Genomic DNA, 16,556 nt, shown 5'->3' with positions numbered 1-16,556 from the left:
GGACGAGTCCGGCCGCTCCAGGATCACGTCGGGCGCCCACTGGACATTGGGGCGTTTCCTGAAGACAAAGGGTCAAGGCCCGCCGGAGCGGGTCGGAGCCGTTCACTAGCTTGGGAATAGTGGATTAATAGAGGACGCCTTTCATGTCGTCTTGGTTGAAACGGACGGCTTTTGCCGTCTTGGCGACAGTTGCTCTCATGGGTGCCGCGACCGCAGAGGTCGTGTACAACCGCGGCAACGATGCCGAGCCGGAAACGCTCGATGCCCATAAGACCTCCACCGTCGGGGAGGGACACATCTTACGGGACCTCTACGAAGGTCTCGTGATTCACAACGCCAAGGGCGAGGTGGTCCCGGGGGTGGCTGAAAAGTGGGAGATGTCGGACGACGGGAAGCTTTACCGCTTCACCCTGCGCGCCAATGCGAAATGGTCGAACGGCGACCCTGTCAAAGCCTCGGACTTTGTCTTCGCGTATCGCCGGATCATGTCGCCGGAAACCGGCGCCAAATATGCGAACATCCTCTATCCGATCCTCAACGCCGAGAAGATCAACAAGGGTCAGGCCAAACCCGAGGAGCTCGGCGTGACGGCCGTCGACGACCACACGCTCGAGATCCGTCTGGAACGCCCGACCCCATATTTCATTCAATTGCTGACGCACCAGACGGGACTGCCCCTTCATCCACCGAGCGTCGAAAAATTCGGCAAGGATTACGTCAAGCCGGGGAACCTCGTCTCGAACGGCGCCTACATGCTCGCCGAGTTCGTTCCCAACTCGCACATCAAGGTCGTCAAGAACCCCTACTTTCACGACGCGAAGAACGTCCAGATCGACGTCGTGATGTTCTATCCGGTCTCGGATCTCGCCGCCGCCACGCGACGCTTCCAGGCGGGCGAGCTTCACTCGACGCCGGATATTCCGGCCGATCAGATGAAGTCGCTCAAGGACCGCTTCGGCAGCCAGGTGGTCCTCGGGCCGTATCTCGGCGTCTGGGCATTGCCGGTCAACACGTCGAAGCCGCCGTTCAACGACGTCCGCGTGCGCAAGGCGCTCTCCATGGTCATCGACCGCGAGGACATCGCGGAGCGGATCTGGAGCGAGACGATGCAGCCGGCCTATTCCTTCGTGCCTCCCGGCATCGGAAACTACGGCACACCGGCGATCGCCGAATACAAGGACATGGCGCCGATCGAGCGTGAGGATCGGGCGAAGGAACTCCTCAAGGAGGCCGGCTTCGGGCCAGGCGGCAAGCAGCTGAAGGTCGAGCTGCGCTACAACACGCTCGACAACAACCGGAACACGGTGGTTGCGATTGCCGACATGTGGAAACGCATCGGTGTCGAGACGTCGTTCATCAACACGGATGCGAAGACTCACTTCGCATATCTGCGCGATGGCGGCGACTTCGACATCGCGCGCTATGGCTGGATCGGCGACTACTCGGATCCGCAGAACTTCCTGTTCCTGCTCGAGAGCGACAACAAGGGCTTCAACTACGGGAAGTGGAAGAACGAGGAATACGACGCCCTCATGAAGCAGGCCGCCAACGAGACAGACCTGAAGAAGCGCGCGGACATCCTCCTGAAGGCCGAGCAGATCTTCATGCGCGAGGAGCCCTGGATCCCGGTTCTGCACTACGGGACCAAGAATCTCATCTCGCCGAAGTTGATTGGCTTCCATCAGAACCTGCGCGGCGTCTATCCATCGCGGTTCCTCCAGATCAAGGAGTAAACTGTTTCCGAGCGGGCGCCTCTGCGCCCGCTCCCTTTTGCGACCGGTCCTCCCCGATCGCGAGCATCAGAGGAGCGACGGAAGGCGCGTGCTCTCCTTCATTCTTCGCCGACTCCTGTCAGCCGTGCCGACGCTCTTTGCGATCGTTACGATCTCCTTTTTTTTGATCCGTCTCGCCCCCGGCGGCCCCTTCGATCTCGAGCGTCCGCTCGAGGCGAAGGTGATGGAGAACCTGAACCGGATCTACAAGCTCGATCGCTCGCTCTTCGAGCAATATCTCCTCTATCTCGGCTCGATTTTGCGTGGGGATTTCGGTCCCTCGTTCATCATGCGCGACTTCTCCGTCGGGGAACTGCTCGCACAGGGCTTGCCGGTCTCCATGACGATCGGTTCGCTGGCGCTCGGACTCGCCATTCCCATCGGCGGCGCACTGGGATCGATCGCGGCTTTCCGCCAGAACAGCGTGGTCGATTATGCGGTAACCGGCCTCGGCACCTTTGGCCTGACGATTCCGACCTTCGTGGTCGCGCCGGTGCTGCAGATCATTCTCGGCCTTTCCCTCGCCTGGCTCCCGGTGGCAGGCTGGAACGGCGGCGCCCCGCAGAATCTCGTCATGCCAGTTCTCGTCCTTGCATTGCCGCAGATCGCTGTCATTGCCAGGATGACGCGCGCCGCCATGATCGAGACGCTCCGCTCGAATCATATCCGCACCTTGCGCTCCCTGGGGCTCCCGACCTCGGTAATCCTGCGCCACGCGCTCCGCGGCGCCGCTCTTCCGGTCGTCTCCTATCTCGGTCCGGCGGCTGCGGCGCTCCTGACGGGATCCATCGTGGTCGAGACGATCTTCGGATTGCCTGGGATCGGCCGATACTTCTCGGAGGCTGCTCTCAACCGCGACTATACCCTCGTGATGGGGACGGTCGTCGTCGTCGCGGTCTTCATCCTGGTGTTCAACCTTGTGGTCGACATCCTTTACGCGCTGCTCGACCCGCGCGTCCGCTTCGACTGACGCTGCCATGGCCGAAGGGTTCGCGCTCCACACGACCGATGTCGAAGCCACACTGGGACGATCGCTCTGGGCTGATGCGCGTGCGCGGCTCTTCCGAAACAAGGCGGCCGTCGCGAGCATGGTCGCGCTCCTGCTCATCACGATCGCCTGCATCGTCGGCCCCGAAATCACCGGCCACCGCTTCGACCAAGTCTACACTGATTACAGTCGAACTCCTGCGAGCCTGACCGCCTATCCGAGGGACGAGGATATCGCACCTGCCATCGAGCGGATCGGCTCGCGGGTTCGCGGCCGCCCGGAATCGATCTCGATCTCCGGCGATCTCGTCCGCGTGGTTCTGGTAGGTCAACGGCCGATCGACGAGCGGGGCCTCGCCTATTTCGACCGATCTGACCTATTCGGTCCGGCGCGCGTGGTCGAAAGGGCCGACGAGGGCCGGCGCCTAACCGTCGAGGTGCCGATCGAGCGCAACTACTTCTTCTTCGGAACGGACACCAACGGGCGCGATCTCCTGACCCGTACGCTCTTCGCGGGCCGGATCTCGCTCTCGATCGGGCTCCTGGCGACCCTCGTGGCGCTCGTGATCGGCGTCGTGTACGGCGCGACCTCGGGTTATCTCGGGGGCCGCGTCGACATGGTGATGATGAGGATCGTCGACATCCTCTATTCGCTGCCCTTCATCTTCTTCGTGATCATGCTGGTCGTCTTCTTCGGCCGGAACTTCATCCTGATGTTCCTGGCCGTCGGCGCCGTCGAGTGGCTCGACATGGCCCGGATCGTGCGCGGGCAGACGCTCTCGATCAAGCGGCAGGAATACGTGCAGGCCGCCGAAGCCCTGGGGGTCGAGACGCGAGGCATCATCCGTCGGCACGTCATCCCGAACACCCTCGGGCCGGTGGTCGTCTTCATGACTCTCCTGGTCCCGAAGGTGATCCTCCTCGAGAGCTTCCTGTCCTTCCTGGGGCTCGGCGTTCAGGAGCCGTGGTCGAGCTGGGGCGTGCTCATTGCGGACGGCGCGAAGAACATCCAGGGCGCGACCTTCATGCTGATCTACCCATCGCTATTCCTCGTCGTGACCCTGCTGGCCTTGAACTTCATCGGCGATGGCCTCCGGGACGCCCTCGATCCGAGAGACCGATGACGGCAATGGGATCCGACCAGACGGCGATCGAAGCCGAGCCGATCCTGTCGGTACGGGGTCTTCACGTTCGCTTTCGCACCGGCGACGGCGTGCTTCATGCGGTCAAGGGCGTGGACTTCGACGTGCGCTCCGGCGAAACGATCGCGATCGTCGGCGAGTCCGGTTCCGGAAAAAGTCAGACGGTGATGTCCGTCATGGGCCTCCTTGCCTCGAACGGCTGGGCGGAAGGATCGGTCCGGTATCGTGGCGAGGAACTCATCGGCCTGCCGGCAAATCGCCTGAACCGGTATCGCGGCTCGAAGCTGACGATGATCTTCCAGGAACCGATGACGTCGCTCGATCCGCTCTACCGGATCGGCGATCAGCTCGCGCTGCCGCTCATCACCCATGGCGGTCTCGGCCGAAGGGATGCCCGCGAGCGCGCGATCGAATTGCTGGATCTGGTGCGGATTGCCGATCCCCGGCGCCGTATCGATTCCTATCCGCACGAGCTCTCCGGCGGGCAGCGCCAGCGCGTGATGATGGCAATGGCCCTGGCCAACAGGCCTGACGTGCTGGTTGCCGACGAGCCGACCACGGCGCTCGACGTGACCGTACAGGCGCGCATCCTCGAACTGCTCGCCGACCTGCAGAAGCGCCTCGACATGGCGATCGTGTTCATCACCCACGACCTCGGCGTCGTTCGGCGCATCGCGGATCGGACCTACGTGATGCGCGGCGGCACGGTCGTGGAACATGGCAAGACGGAAGCTTTGTTTGCAACCCCGCAGCATGCCTATACGCGCATGCTGATCAATGCGGAGCCGAGCGGAACGAAAGAGCAGTCACCGACCAACAGCCCCGTCGTGCTCGATGCGCGCAACATCGAGGTCACGTTCGATCTCTCCTCGGGGCTTTTCGGCCGGCACCATCACATCCTGAGGGCGGTCGACGGTGTCGATCTCCACGTAAGGGCCGGCGAGACGATCGGAGTCGTCGGCGAATCCGGCTCGGGGAAATCCACCCTCGGCCGCGCGATCCTGCGGTTGCAGCCTGCCTCGGGCCTCATACGCTTCGAGGATCGGAACCTGATGCCGCTCAGCCGAAGTGACATGCGACCGCTTCGGCGAAAGCTTCAGATCGTCTTTCAGGACCCGTTCGGCTCTCTGTCGCCCCGCATGACCGCCGGCGAGATCGTCACCGAGGGATTGCTCGTTCACGAGCCGGGAATCTCGCGTCGCGAACGGGATCGGCGGGCTGCGAAAGCTTTCGAGGAAGTCCGGCTCGACCCCGCTTGGCGCAATCGCTTTCCGCATGAATTCTCCGGCGGGCAAAGGCAGCGTATCGCGATTGCACGCACGATGATCCTTCACCCGAAGCTCGTGGTGCTCGACGAGCCGACCTCGGCGCTCGACCGCTCCGTCCAGAAGGAGATCGTCGTTCTCCTGCGCGATCTCCAGCAAGCGCACGGACTCGCCTACGTGTTCATCAGCCACGACCTCGCCGTCGTGCGTGCGCTCTCGGACGAGATCCTCGTGATGAAGAGCGGCAAGATCGTCGAACGAGGGCCGGTCGACCAGATCTTCGACAGCCCGAGGGAAGACTACACTCGCGCGCTGATTGCCGCGGCATTTCTGAATGAGAATCGGTCGGGCCGTGAGGCGGTCCCGTCCTGATCAACGGTACGGGTTCGACACTGTTTCGTCATGCGGGCTGCAGGCGCAGCAATCCATTCTGATGCGATGGTCTGGATTGCTTCACTTCGTTCGCAATGACGAAGAGGGTATGAGGGCGGGAGGTGCAGGGCCGGAACCGGAGTAGCACCGGACCCGCCCAGTCCTTGCGCGCCGCAGGCGCGATGCACCGCCGCTTCCGCCGCACTTCGTCCTTGCGAGGAGGCGTGATGCACTGCCCGTCCCGCCGCACCTCCGTCCTTGCGAGCCGCAGGCGAAGCAATCTACCCGCCGACGGATGCGCCGCTGAATGATTTCACTCCGCTCGCTGTCACGAGTCACATAATCACTCATCCCACCAGATACATTCCAATGCTCAGACCAGATTCGCATTCTGGGCTGCGCTGTGCCGTTCCCGGCCGGCTATCTGGTCCGGTGATAGAGAATGTCCACTCGCTGGTTTGTCCTGCAGCGCCCTCAGGGCATTGAGAATGACGGCGATGTCGATAGCCTCCTGGATCAATGCTCCTTGCACCGGGGTGATGTGGCCGAAGGCGGCGGCGATCATCCCAAGAACCGAGAGGCCGATGCCGCCGTAGACGCTCTCCAGAGCGATCCGGCGTGAGCGGCGGGCGATCTCGAGCCCAGGCAGGACGGCATTCAGCCGGTCGACGAGGAGAACGACATCGGCGGCCTCCGCCGAGGCCGCGGCACCGCGCGAGCCCATCGCAACGCCGAGATCGGCTGCGGCCAAGGCGGGAGCATCGTTCACGCCGTCACCGATCATCATGACCGGCCCGTTTTTCCTCTCGGAGAGGATGGTCGTGACCTTCTGATCCGGCGTCAGGTCTGCCCGGACCGCGTCGAAGGGAAGACCTCTTGTCACCTCCCTTGCGACATCCTGCCGGTCGCCGGTTGCGAGCACGATGCGCTCCACGCCGAACGTCCGCAGCCGGGCCAGGAAAGTCTCGGTGCCCGCCCGAAGCTCGTCCGCGAGAACGAGCACTCCCGCCAGCCTTCCCTCGATTGCTACCGCAACCATGACGGATCCCGGCGTTCCCGCAGCGATCCCGAGCGACGTTTCCGAAATACCGAGCTTGCCGCTCACGAAGCTCAGGCCGCCGACGATCACGTGATAGCCCTGCACCCGCCCCTCGACCCCTTCGCCAGGGGTCTCCGCCACATCTGACGGTGTGGCGAGCGTCATGCCCCTCGCGCGAGCTCCAGCGACGATGGTCTGGGCAATCGTGTGATGCGAAGCCTGCTCGAGAGACGCGGCGATCATGAGAAGCTCGTCCGGCTCGATACCGGGTGCGACTTCGGTGGAAACCAGACGAGGCCTGCCATCCGTCAGGGTTCCGGTCTTGTCTAGAACGACTGCGCGTATGCCGGACATGACCTCGAGCGCCTTGCCACCCTTGATCAGGATGCCGTGTCGCGCGGCCCTGGAGAGCCCCGAGACGAGGGCTACCGGGACGGCCAGGATGAGCGGGCACGGGGTCGCTACGACGAGCACGGCAACGGCCCGGATTGGATCTCCCGTGAGAAACCAGGCCGCGGAGGCAATGGCGACCGTGACGACGAGAAAGCCCATGGCGTAGCGGTCGGCGAGGCGGGCCATCGGCGCCCTGGAGCGTTGCGCCTGCTCGACGAGCCGGATAATGCCCGCGAAAGTGCTGTCCGAGGCGCGGCGGGAGGCCGTCAGGTCGAAGGCATCGCCGGCATTCGCTGACCCGCTCATGACGGCCTCACCGGCCCGATGCTGGACCGGCAGCGCCTCGCCGGTCAAAGCGGATTCGTCGAGGACCGCAACTCTGGACGCGACCGTGCCGTCGACCGGAACGACGTCTCCGCGTCGGATGAGCAGGCGATCACCTGCGTCGATCGCGTCCAGCGCAATTTCTTCCAGGCCGTCGTCGCGGTGCCGCATCGCCGTCCGGGGAACCCGTGACAGAAGAGCGGTCATCTCCCGACGCGCACGCCCCTCGGCGAAACTCTCCAGGTACTGGCCGCCCGAATACATCAGAGCGACCACGACGGCCGCGAGCTCCTCGCCGAATATGAGCGCTGCCGTCATCGACAGTGCAGCGACGACGTCCAGCCCGAAGTCGCCCCGCCTCAGGCTCGTAACGATCTCCGCAAGCAGGACGAGCAGCACCGGGATCGTTGCCGCGACCCAGATTGCCGGAGCCAATCCGCCATAGCCGAGGAGGCGAGCCAGGAATCCTGCAAGAAGTCCAAGGGCGGGAATGCCGACGAGGACGGGGCGCACGCGCTGTTGCAGGTCTTGAAGGAGCATGATCGCCTCGACGGAAGCCATCGGTGATGGACTTGGGCACCGGACGCGGCTGGGGGCAACGAGCCGTGCGGTGAGGGTCGACTCTATCGGCTTGGCCGGGATGTTCGACCCCTGAGCCCCTCGAAGGCTCTATACGAAGGGCGATTCGATACCTTCGGCCGCAAGCGTTTCCTGGACGGCGGGACGCTCGAGGACCCGTTCCGCGAGCGCCATCAGCCCTGCACGGCTGCGCGGCGGAACTTCCATGGAACGCCCCCATCGGATCAGCATGAACAGGAACAGATCCGCGGCGGAGAAGCGCTCACCCAAAAGCCAGGGCCCTTCGCCCAGTTGCGCCTCGATCCGCGCGAACATGGCCTGAAGGCGGATTTCGGCGGCCGCCTTCACGCTCGGCGCTGCGGCTTCGTCGCTGACATGCTCGTGGGGATAGAACCAGGCCCGGAACTCGGCCTGAGGCGTGTTCGTGAGATGAACCATCCACTTGTAGAACTGGGCTCGGTCGGACGAGCCGAAAGGCGGTGCAAGGCCGGCATCCGGGTACTTGTCCGCGAGATGCAGTGCGATCGCCGCGGTCTCGAACAGGACGAGACTTCCGTCGACGAGCGTCGGGATGAGCCCACCCGGATTGAGCTGGAGATATTCGGCCGATTTTTGCTCGTTCCGAGTGCGATCGACGAGGCGCAGTTCGAAAGGCCTGCCGATCTCACGCAGCATGAAATGGGGCAGAAGGCTCGCATTGCCGGGGTAGTAATGGAGAATCATGACGCCTGACCGGACAGCCCTTTCAGGGCGGGAGGCCGATATAGCCTCCCGGCTCGGCCCCGTCCTCCTCGATCGAGGCGAGCCAGCCCTGTCCGTCAGGCGGCGCGGAGGAGCGACTGGATCTTTTCTGCCAGATCGTTGGCGCGATACGGCTTGTAGAGCAGGTCCACGTCGTCGACCGTCGAATCGCCTTCGACATATCCGGTCGTGAGCAGCACGCGCACGGACGGCCTCTCCTGCCTGACGAGCCGAGCGAGGTCGATACCGGTCATGTCTCCCGGCATTCGCACGTCGCTCAGCACGAGCAGGATCTCGCCGTCGCGTTGCAGCAGGCGCGCTGCATCATCCCCGGTTTCGGCCTCCTGCACCTGGAATCCGAGCGACTTGAGGGTCGAGACGGCAACCTGGCGGACGGCCGGGTCGTCTTCGACCACGAGGACCTTGCGCCCCTGGCCGAACGGCTCCGCAACGTCTGCGACAGGCTCCATGGCGCGATCCACCTCACCCACCGCCCGTGGAAGGATAAGGCGGATCGTGGTGCCCTGTCCCGGCGCGCTCTCGAGCTCGACGCGGCCGCCAGATTGCTGAATGAAACCATAGACCATCGAGAGCCCGAGGCCTGTTCCCTTTCCGCTCTCCTTCGTGGTGAAGAATGGTTCGAAGACGCGCTGCTTTACCTCCGGCGACATGCCCTCCCCGGTATCCGTGACGGAGATCATCACGCATTCTCCGCCCGGATCCTCGGCCTCGGGAAACACCTTGTTCTCCAGCCTGATCTGCAGGTCGCCGCCCTCGGTCATGGCGTCCCGCGCATTGACGGCGAGGTTGATCAGCCCTGCTTCGAGCTGGACGCGATCAACCCGGACGGGCCACAGGTCGTCGCTCGATTCCAGCTGGACCCTGATCCGTTCCCCGAGAGTCCGCTGCATCAATTCGAGCAATCCCGGCATGAGTGCCTTCAGGTCGAGCACGGTGGCTTGCAGGGGCTGGCGGCGCGAGAAGGCGAGCAGCCGGTGAGTGAGATCCGCACAGCGCTGGGCGCCGTCCATGGCGAGTCGTGTCCGCCGAAGAGCCTTCTCGTTACCCTCGATGCTCCTCTGGAGAAGATCGAGATTCCCGATCACCACGCTCAGCATGTTGTTGAAGTCGTGTGCGATTCCGCCCGTCAACCGACCCACGGCTTCTAACTTGCTCGCATGCAGAAGCTTCTGTTCGAGTTGCTTCCGCTCGCTGACATCGAACCAGAGGCCGAAATACTCGCGTGGCCTGCCGCTCTCGTCGCGGATCAGGACCGTCTGATCGAGGAAGTGGCGGTCGACGTCATCTGCGCAGCGCCATCGATACTCGATCGCCAGCGAGTCGTCCTGTTCGGCCGAGGCGAGCTGGCCGAGAACCCGCTCCCGATCATCCGGATGCAGTCGTGACTCCCAAAAGCTCTCGTCCTCGAAGAACGCTGCAGGAGAAAAGCCGGTGATGTCCTTGATCTTCGGGTTCGTGAACCGAAGCTTGCGCCGATCGTTGCCGAGACCTGCCGTGTAAAGGGCGACTGGCAGAGATCGCAGGACGATGGACTGGTGTTCCTCGCGCCGACGGAGATCCTGCTCAGCCCGGAGTTTTTCGCTGCGCACCCGCAGGTTCTCCATGAGAAGGCGCCGTTCCTCCTCACCCTGCCGGCGAATTTCCTCGGTCTTGCGAAACAGGTCGACGAAGACGTTGACCTTCGACTTCAGGATGATCGGCTCGATCGGCTTGAAGACGTAATCGACCGCACCCGCCGTATACCCACGGAAGACGTGCAGATCCTCCTTGTTATAGGCGGTGAGAAAGATGATCGGCACGCGTGAGGTCTTCGGCCGTCCCCGGATCAGGGTGGCAACCTCGTAGCCATCCATGCTCGGTAGCTGCACATCGAGAAGGATGACTGCGAAATCGTCGCGCAGGACACAGCGCAGGGCCGCCTCACCGGACTGGGCCGTGACGATCTCGAGCCCCGGCGCACGGAGCATCTCCTCCACTGCGAGCAGGTTTTTCGGATCATCATCGACGATGAGGATTTTGGCCGTAACGAGCCCAAGCGGAGGAACCAGGGGTCGCGGCAGAGCAGGATCGACCGAACCGCCCTGCCACTCCGTCAGATCGGTCATATCCGCAACTCATCCTCCGCGGACCCGTTCGCCGCAATCGCGGATCGGCTTGCTCCAAGCTGGACCCGCAGCACGGCCAGAAGTTGATCGATATCGACCGGCTTGGAGACATAGTCGGATGCCCCCGCTTCGAGGCACTTCTCACGATCACCCTTCATGGCCTTGGCGGTCACGGCGATAAGCGGCAGATCCTCGTGGCGCGGGATGCCCCGGATCGCTCTCATGGTTTCGTAGCCGTCCATCTCCGGCATCATGATATCGACGAGCACGGCGTCGATGTCAGGCGTCCTCTCGAGCGTCTCGATGCCGTCCCGTCCATTCTCCGCAAAGACGGTTTTCATTCCGTGCTGCTCGAGAGCGCTGGTGAGCGAGAAGATGTTTCTCACATCATCGTCGATGATCAGAATGGTACGTCCCTCAAGCGAGGAGGTGTCGTGCCGGGGAACGATGATCTGCTGGCTCTGCGGAATCTCCGCAAGTGCCCGGTGCAGAAACAGAGCGGTCTCCTCGAGCAGGCGCTCGGAGGATCCGTCCCCTTTCACGATGATCGTCGACGCCATCCGCTCGAGCGTGCGCTCCTGGATCTTCGAGAGTTCCAGGCCAGTATAGACGATGATCGGGATCTCCTCCCCACCCTGCACCTTGCGCATCCGCTCGATCAGCTCGATGCCGGGCATGTCGGGCAACCCGAGATCGATGATGGCGCAGTCGAACCGGCGCGCATTAAGGGCCTCGAGCGCCTGCTCCGCCGTTTCAACGCCCGTCACCGAGACGCCTCCGTCACCGAGCAACTCCGCGATGCTCATGCGCTGATTGGGATCATCCTCCACGAGGAGGAGATCCTTGATGGGACGATAGATGAAGTCCTTCGTCCGTGACAGGGCTGCCAGCAGTGCGTCCCGGTCGACTGGCTTCTCCAGGAAGCCGAAGGCTCCGGCTCGGAGACCGCGCTTGCGCTGGTCATCGACGGAGATGACATGGATCGGAATATGCCGGGTGCGCGGGTCGTGCTTGAACAGGTCCAGCAGAGCCCAGCCATCCATGTCGGGCAGGCCGAGATCGAGGGTGATCGCGTCGGGCTTGTACCTGTTCGCCAGGGCCAGGGCCGCGGCGCCATCGGTCGCGATCAGCCCCTTGAAGCCCTGCTCCCGCGCGATCTCCAACAGGACCGACGCGAACATGGCGTCGTCCTCAATGACCAGAACGACATGGTCACCCGGCGAGATCGCATGCCGATCGTCCGCTGATGCCGAGAGAGCCTTCGGGGCATCGGGACGGGCCAGTGAAATCGGCCCATCGATCGTCCGGCCATGGCTTTCGACCTGTGTCGCCGGCGGCTGGACCGGCAGGTAGAGCGAGAACGTAGAGCCGCGGCCGGGTGCGCTCGAGACCACGAGCTCTCCGCCCAAGAGGCGCGCGATCTCGCGGCTGATCGCCAGCCCGAGCCCCGTGCCGCCATATTTGCGGCTCGTCGTGCCGTCGGCTTGCTGGAAAGCCTCGAAGATGATGCGCTGCTTGTCCTCGGGAATTCCGATCCCGGTATCGATCACCGAGAAAGCCAGCCATTCCGTGCCTGCGCGCAGCGGCGATCCTTCGGCGGTTCCGATCTTGAGGGTGACCCCGCCCTTCTCCGTGAACTTGAAGGCGTTGGACAGAAGATTGCGCAGCACCTGCTGCAGGCGCTTCGAATCCGTCCTGACTGTTCCGGGAAGGCTTGGATCGATCTCGATATGGAAGTCGAGATGCTGCTCCTCCGCCACCTGCCGGAACGTGCGATCCATATGCGAGGTAAGCTCTCCGAGGGACACGGTGGAGACCTCGAGAGAGACGGTGCCCGACTCGATCTTCGAAAGGTCGAGGATGTCGTTGATGAGAGCGAGGAGATCGGATCCGGCTGCGTGAATCGTCTTGGCGAAGTCGCGCTGCTTCTCCGTAAGATTCCCGTCGGGATTCTCCGACAGGAGCTTGGAGAGGATCAGCAGGGAGTTGAGCGGCGTCCGGAGTTCGTGGCTCATGTTGGCCAGGAACTGTGACTTGTAGCGCGAAGTGAGAGAGAGCTGCTCCGCCTTCTCCTCGAGAGCGGTCTTCGCGATGGAAACCTCGCGATTCTTTTCCTCGACCTCCTGCTTCTGCAGCTCGAGCAGCCCGGCCTTGTCCTCCAGCTCCTCGTTCGTGCGCTGGAGCTTCTCCTGCTGCTGCCGCAGGAGTTCCTCCGACTCGCGCAGGCTTGCAGCCTGCTGCTCGAGCCGGTCGTTCGTCTTCTTGAGCTCCTCCTGCTGGCTCTGTAGCTCCGTGGTCAGGAGTTGCGACTGCCTCAGGAGTCCTTCTGTCCGCATGTTGACGGCAATCGTGTTGAGCACGATCCCGATCGACTCGGTCAGCTGGTCCAGGAAGGATTGGTGCGTGTCCGAGAAGCGGCTGAAGGATGCAAGCTCGATGACGGCCTTCACCTCCTGCTCGAAGAGCACCGGTAGGACGATGATATTGAGCGGCGGGGCTTCCCCGAGAGCCGAGCTGATCGTGATATAGTCCGGCGGGACATTCGTCAGAAGGATGCGCTTTTTCTCATACGCAACTTGGCCGACGAGACCTTCGCGAAGCCGGAAGCGGTTGGAGAGGTTCTTGCGCTCGGTAAAGGCGTAAGATGCCACGAGTTCGAGCGCGGGCTCCCCGGCATCGTTGTTCACGCTGTAGAATACGCCCCGTTGCGCATTCACCAGAGGTGCGATTTCGGACAGGATTAGGTTCGAGACCGTCACGAGATCGCGTTCGCCTTGCAGCATCCGCGTGAACCTGGCGAGATTGGTCTTCAGCCAGTCCTGCTCCGCGTTCTTCTGCGTCGTATCACGCAGATTGCGGATCATCTCGTTGATGTTGTCTTTCAGGGCTGCAAGCTCGCCGAGCGCTTCTGCCGTGATCGAGCGGGTCAGATCGCCCCGGGTCACGGCCGTCGCCACTTCGGCGATTGCACGAACCTGATTGGTCAGGTTGGCGGCAAGCTGGTTCACGTTGTCGGTCAGATCCCGCCAGATCCCGTAGACGCCTTCCACGCGCGCCTGGCCGCCGAGCTTGCCTTCCGTGCCGACTTCCTTCGCGACGCGTGTGACCTCGGAGGCAAACGAGTTGAGCTGGTCCACCATCGTGTTGATGGTGTTCTTGAGCTCAAGCATCTCGCCTTTGACGTCCACGGTGATCTTCTTCGAGAGATCCCCGCTGGCGACCGACGTCGTGACCTCGGCGATGTTGCGAACCTGACCCGTCAGGTTCGCCGCCATCATGTTCACGTTGTCCGTGAGGTCCTTCCAGGTGCCGCCCACGCCTTTGACCTGGGCCTGCCCGCCGAGCTTCCCTTCCGTGCCGACCTCACGCGCGACCCGCGTAACCTCGGACGCAAAGGAATTGAGCTGATCGACCATCGTGTTGATGGTCGACTTCAATTCCAGCATCTCGCCCTTCACGTCCACGGTGATCTTCTTTGAGAGATCTCCGTTCGCGACGGCAGTCGTCACATCGGCGATGTTGCGAACCTGGCCGGTCAGATTGGCGGCCATCATGTTCACGTTGTCGGTCAGGTCCTTCCACGTTCCGCCGACGCCCGTCACCTGGGCCTGCCCGCCGAGCTTTCCCTCCGTGCCGACCTCGCGGGCAACGCGGGTCACCTCGGAGGCAAACGAGTTCAGCTGGTCCACCATCGTGTTGATGGTCGATTTCAGCTCCAGCATCTCGCCCTCGACGAGAACGGTGATCTTCTTGGAAAGATCACCTTGGGCAACGGCCGTCACCACCTCGGCGATCCCACGGACCTGCCCGGTCAGATTGGCGGCCATGAGGTTCACGTTGTCGGTGAGGCCTTTCCAGGTGCCGCCGACGCCTTTGACCTGAGCCTGCCCACCGAGCTTGCCCTCCGATCCCACCTCCTTGGCGACGCGGGTCACCTCTGAGGCGAAGGAGTTGAGCTGGTCCACCATCGTATTGATGGTATTCTTGAGTTCGAGGAGTTCTCCCCGAACGTCGACGGTGATCTTCTTCGAGAGATCACCATTCGCGACGGCCGTCGTCACCTCCGCGATGTTGCGAACCTGGCCGGTCAGGTTCGCCGCCATCATGTTCACGTTGTCGGTCAGGCCTTTCCAGACGCCGCCGACACCCGTCACCTGGGCTTGGCCTCCGAGCTTGCCCTCCGTGCCGACCTCGCGCGCGACACGCGTCACCTCTGAGGCGAAGGAGTTGAGCTGGTCCACCATCGTATTGATGGTATTCTTGAGTTCGAGGAGTTCTCCCCGAACGTCGACGGTGATCTTCTTCGAGAGATCGCCGTTTGCTACGGCCGTTGTCACCTCGGCGATGTTGCGCACCTGACCTGTCAGGTTCGCCGCCATCATGTTCACGTTGTCGGTGAGGTCCTTCCACGTTCCCCCGACGCCTGTCACCTGGGCTTGGCCTCCGAGCTTGCCCTCCGTGCCGACCTCGCGCGCGACACGCGTCACCTCGGACGCGAAGGAGTTGAGCTGGTCCACCATCGTGTTGATGGTGTCCTTCAGCTCCCGCATCTCGCCCTTCACGTCGACGGTGATCTTCTTCGAGAGATCGCCATTCGCGACGGCCGTCGTCACTTCGGCGATATTGCGCACCTGACCCGTCAGGTTCGCCGCCATCATGTTCACGTTGTCAGTAAGATCTCGCCAGAGGCCCGCCGCACCGGGCACGCGCGCCTGTCCGCCGAGCTTGCCCTCGATTCCCACCTCGCGCGCCACGTTCACGACCTGATCGGCGAAGGTCGCGAGGGTATCGATCATGCCGTTCATGGTCTCGCCCAGGGCGGCAATCTCGCCTTTTGCCTCGACCGTCAGCTTGCGTGTCAGGTTCCCTTCTGCGACGCCGGTCACGACCTCGGCGATTCCGCGCACTTGGCTCGTCAGATTGGCGGCCATCATGTTCACGTTGTCGGTGAGGTCCTTCCACGTTCCCCCGACGCCTGTCACCTGGGCTTGGCCTCCGAGCTTGCCCTCCGTGCCGACCTCGCGCGCGACACGCGTCACCTCGGACGCGAAGGAGTTGAGCTGGTCCACCATCGTGTTGATGGTGTCCTTCAGCTCCCGCATCTCGCCCTTCACGTCGACGGTGATCTTCTTCGAGAGATCGCCATTCGCGACGGCCGTCGTCACTTCGGCGATATTGCGCACCTGACCCGTCAGATTGGCGGCCATCATGTTCACGTTGTCGGTGAGGTCCTTCCAGGTACCGGCAACGCCTTTGACCTGGGCCTGACCGCCCAGCTTTCCCTCGATGCCGACTTCCTTCGCGACCCGGCTGACCTCGCTCGCGAACGAGCCGAGCTGACCGACCATTGTGTTCACGACCTTGCCGATCCGAAGGAATTCCCCGCGCAGTGGGCGCCCTTCGATCTCGAGCTGCATGGCTTGGCCGAGATCGCCCTTGGCCACGGCCCCGATCACGCGGGCGACTTCGGTAGTCGGCTGAACGAGATCCGTGACCAGCGAATTGACGGAATCGACACATTCGCTCCAGCAGCCGCGTGCCTGGGGAAGCTTGCAGCGCTCACCGATCTGTCCATCCTTGCCGACCGACTTCGCCACGCGATCCAGCTCGCGGGCCAGGCCTGCATTCAACTCGACGACGTCGTTGAAGGCTTCGGCGATTTCGCCGTCGATTCCCGTCAGATCCAGCGGAAGGCGGACCGAGAAGTCGCCCTTTCGGAACGCGCGCAAGGCCTTGAGAAGCAGCTTCTGTTCCAGCTGCGGCCCAGCCGATTCAATCTGTGGCATTTGGTCCCCCATCCGCACTCGCCGGACCTC

General features: G+C 63.1%; 8 protein-coding genes. 4 read left to right on the top strand and 4 right to left on the bottom strand.

The window, feature by feature from the left end; genetic code table 11:
* Positions 1-143 precede the first annotated feature (143 nt).
* From BN1233_RS34945 to BN1233_RS34930, 4 genes are all read left to right on the top strand, one after another.
* The gene (locus tag BN1233_RS34945; RefSeq protein ID WP_046868273.1) at positions 144-1,733 is read left to right on the top strand and encodes a peptide ABC transporter substrate-binding protein; all 1,590 of its coding nucleotides are present in this window, start codon (positions 144-146) and stop codon (positions 1,731-1,733) included.
* An 88-nt stretch (positions 1,734-1,821) separates the two neighbouring features.
* Complete coding sequence (locus BN1233_RS34940; protein ID WP_046868272.1) at positions 1,822-2,742, top strand: ABC transporter permease subunit; 921 nt, start codon at positions 1,822-1,824, stop codon at positions 2,740-2,742.
* Positions 2,743-2,749: 7 nt separating this feature from the next.
* A complete protein-coding gene (locus tag BN1233_RS34935) occupies positions 2,750-3,883 on the top strand; it encodes an ABC transporter permease subunit (RefSeq protein WP_046868271.1) in 1,134 nt (377 codons plus the stop codon).
* The gene (locus BN1233_RS34930; protein WP_425311775.1) at positions 3,880-5,538 is read left to right on the top strand and encodes an ABC transporter ATP-binding protein; all 1,659 of its coding nucleotides are present in this window, start codon (positions 3,880-3,882) and stop codon (positions 5,536-5,538) included. The genes BN1233_RS34935 and BN1233_RS34930 overlap by 4 nt, the downstream gene beginning before the upstream one ends.
* Before the next feature lie 373 nt (positions 5,539-5,911).
* On the opposite strand, the gene BN1233_RS34925 is transcribed toward BN1233_RS34930, so the two are convergent.
* The 4 genes from BN1233_RS34925 to BN1233_RS34910 all read right to left on the bottom strand — a co-directional run bounded on the left by BN1233_RS34925 (position 5,912) and on the right by BN1233_RS34910 (position 16,526).
* On the bottom strand, positions 5,912-7,834 hold the full coding sequence (locus tag BN1233_RS34925; protein ID WP_046868418.1) for a heavy metal translocating P-type ATPase: 1,923 nt from the start codon (positions 7,832-7,834) through the stop codon (positions 5,912-5,914).
* 129 nt (positions 7,835-7,963) lie between these two features.
* Positions 7,964-8,596, bottom strand: a complete 633-nt coding sequence (locus BN1233_RS34920; RefSeq protein WP_046868270.1) for a glutathione S-transferase family protein — start codon at positions 8,594-8,596, stop codon at positions 7,964-7,966.
* A 95-nt stretch (positions 8,597-8,691) separates the two neighbouring features.
* A complete protein-coding gene (locus BN1233_RS34915; protein WP_046868269.1) occupies positions 8,692-10,740 on the bottom strand; it encodes a response regulator in 2,049 nt (682 codons plus the stop codon).
* Positions 10,737-16,526, bottom strand: a complete 5,790-nt coding sequence (locus tag BN1233_RS34910) for a hybrid sensor histidine kinase/response regulator (RefSeq protein ID WP_046868268.1) — start codon at positions 16,524-16,526, stop codon at positions 10,737-10,739. Before BN1233_RS34910 ends, BN1233_RS34915 begins: the two co-directional genes overlap by 4 nt.
* Positions 16,527-16,556 lie beyond the last annotated feature (30 nt).

The sequence above is a fragment of the Microvirga massiliensis genome, assembly GCF_001006805.1.
Classification (GTDB): Bacteria; Pseudomonadota; Alphaproteobacteria; order Rhizobiales; family Beijerinckiaceae; genus Microvirga; species Microvirga massiliensis.
Note: the sequence above shows the minus strand (reverse complement) of the source record. Positions and strands in the feature narration are given on the sequence as shown.